At 54.8% G+C, this 1,845-nt stretch carries 3 protein-coding genes; all 3 read right to left on the bottom strand.

Features of this window, described 5'->3' with window-relative positions; translation table 11 throughout:
* Positions 1 to 231 precede the first annotated feature (231 nt).
* Positions 232 to 699, bottom strand: a complete 468-nt coding sequence (locus A3AY_RS0130150; RefSeq protein ID WP_026203982.1) for a group III truncated hemoglobin — start codon at positions 697 to 699, stop codon at positions 232 to 234.
* A 387-nt stretch (positions 700 to 1,086) separates the two neighbouring features.
* Positions 1,087 to 1,521 carry a GlcG/HbpS family heme-binding protein gene (locus A3AY_RS36550; RefSeq protein WP_018329394.1) on the bottom strand — a complete coding sequence of 145 codons (435 nt, stop codon included), beginning with the start codon at positions 1,519 to 1,521 and terminating at the stop codon, positions 1,087 to 1,089.
* 30 nt (positions 1,522 to 1,551) lie between these two features.
* A partial coding sequence (locus A3AY_RS36545; RefSeq protein ID WP_040669409.1) for a 4Fe-4S dicluster domain-containing protein occupies positions 1,552 to 1,845 on the bottom strand: 294 nt, incomplete at its 5' end.

The following is a 1,845-nucleotide window of genomic DNA, read 5'->3' as shown; positions in this document are numbered from 1 at the left end:
CGGGCCGGTAATGACTGGGCTCAGACCGTGGATCCGCCTACGAAGGAGAAATTCGATGCCACTCGAATGAACATTTGACAAAAATCCTGATGTGAAAGGATCTGAAGTGGCGCGCCATTAAATCGCACCGTGGATCCCGACTTCGACAGAACCAGTCACATGGCCGAACTGCGTGTGGCGGCGAAAGTCGGATAAAGACAGCCCGAACCGCAAATTTCAGGCTGCAGGTCATCAGTTTCGTTTCAGTGCTGGATCGTCCAGTGCCGGATTATAGAAAAGCGAGAGCGTCAGGCTTCGCGCTATGCGATCAGCGGTTGTGATAAACCAGGCTCTGGCTTCCGCTGTCGGAACGACGTCGTCCAGCGTTGCGGCAAACAACTCCAGCCACTGCGGAAAAAGTTCTGGTGTCATGTTTGCAACGCCAAGGTGGGCCTGAATCGGCTTTCCGCCATAGGCACCGGTTCGAAATGCAACGGCGGACCAGAAACTCTTCATTTTCTCCATGTGCTCAGGCCAACGCCCCGCCAGCCTCGCATCAAATACTGGCCCAAGTTGAGGATGTGAAAGCACACGGGCATAAAACGCCTCGACCAACGCGCCGATTAAAAGTTCATCGATGCCGATCAATTTCATCTCAGCTTCTGCGCGTTCATGGATCGCTGCGCTATGGGCAGCGCGACCCTGTAGTTTGTCGTCCATTAATCACCCAGCATTTGGCGCATCAGCGCAGCTCAATATAGTGTTTGCCACTGTCAAGCCAAGCGTTCAGCGTCAAATGGATGTCTTGCAGGTTTTAGAGCCGGCTTCGGTTCTGAATTTTCGCTCACCGATTCACCAGATCGATTGACGGATACCTTCCGGACTACCAATCCTCCATGTAGCTTGAGCCAGCTTTCACCTGTGAACAAATTTCGTCGAGCCGAGAGCTGGAAGTCGACCGCCTTGAAGAGATCTGAACCGTCAACCGCGCTGTCGCAGCGTTCGGGATGTGGCATTGGGCCTGACACTGAAGTATCGCCCAGGTGAGGGTTATTTCCTGCATCGACCACCGAACCGATTTCGGCGAGACTCGGGCTTTCGCATTCGTTAAAGAACAGCTTCCCAAGTTAGGCCGGCTTCAACAACCGCAGCCTCCGCAAACTGAATGTCCTCCTGCTCTTGCGCTCCTGAAACCCCTATAGCACCCACAATCTTATCTCCGAAAAAGAGTGGTAGGCCGCCGCCCCAGACCAATAAGCGCGGCCGATTGCCGAGCCCCATCCTCAGAGACGGACTGCTGTCCATTCTGCCAAAGAAAGCGGCCGTTGTTTTGCGCGTCATAACAGCGGTATAGGCTTTGTCTAATGCAAAATCGGTCACTGCATGCGGTACGGCGTCCATCCGGCGCAACGCGGTTACAAATCCATTGCTGTCGACGACGGCGACACAGATTTTGCAGCCGCTCGCCGCGGAGGCTTTGATGGCACTTTCAACGAGTTTTAATGAATGTTGAGATGATATTTCCTGTTTCTCGATCAACATCGCGGGCACTTTCTTTAGCAGTGAGAAAAGTCACATATTCGGATAGACCGGCCCCTCGCCGCCCTGCGGCGGGACCCAGTTGATGTTCTGGTTGGGGTCCTTGATGTCGCAGGTCTTGCAGTGGACGCAGTTCTGGGCGTTGATGACGAAGGTCGGCTGGCCATCCTTCTCCACCCATTCGTAGACGCCGGCCGGGCAGTAGCGCGCCGACGGCCCGGCATAGACGTCGTATTCGGAGCGCTTTTGCAGGTCCATGTCCTTGACCTTCAGGTGCACNGGCTGGTCTTCCTCGTGATTGGTGTTCGACAGGAACACCGAGGAGAG

This window comes from Rhizobium giardinii bv. giardinii H152 (assembly GCF_000379605.1).
GTDB lineage: Bacteria > Pseudomonadota > Alphaproteobacteria > Rhizobiales > Rhizobiaceae > Pararhizobium > Pararhizobium giardinii.
The sequence above is the reverse complement of the archived record's forward strand: the minus strand, read 5'-3'. Positions and strand labels throughout refer to the sequence as shown.

Excerpts from the sequence above, each read along its gene's own strand:
- A3AY_RS0130150 (WP_026203982.1), bottom strand. The coding sequence starts at position 699 with ATGGACGACAAACTACAGGGTCGCGCTGCCCATAGCGCAGCGATCCAT.
- A3AY_RS36550 (WP_018329394.1), bottom strand. The coding sequence starts at position 1,521 with ATGTTGATCGAGAAACAGGAAATATCATCTCAACATTCATTAAAACTC.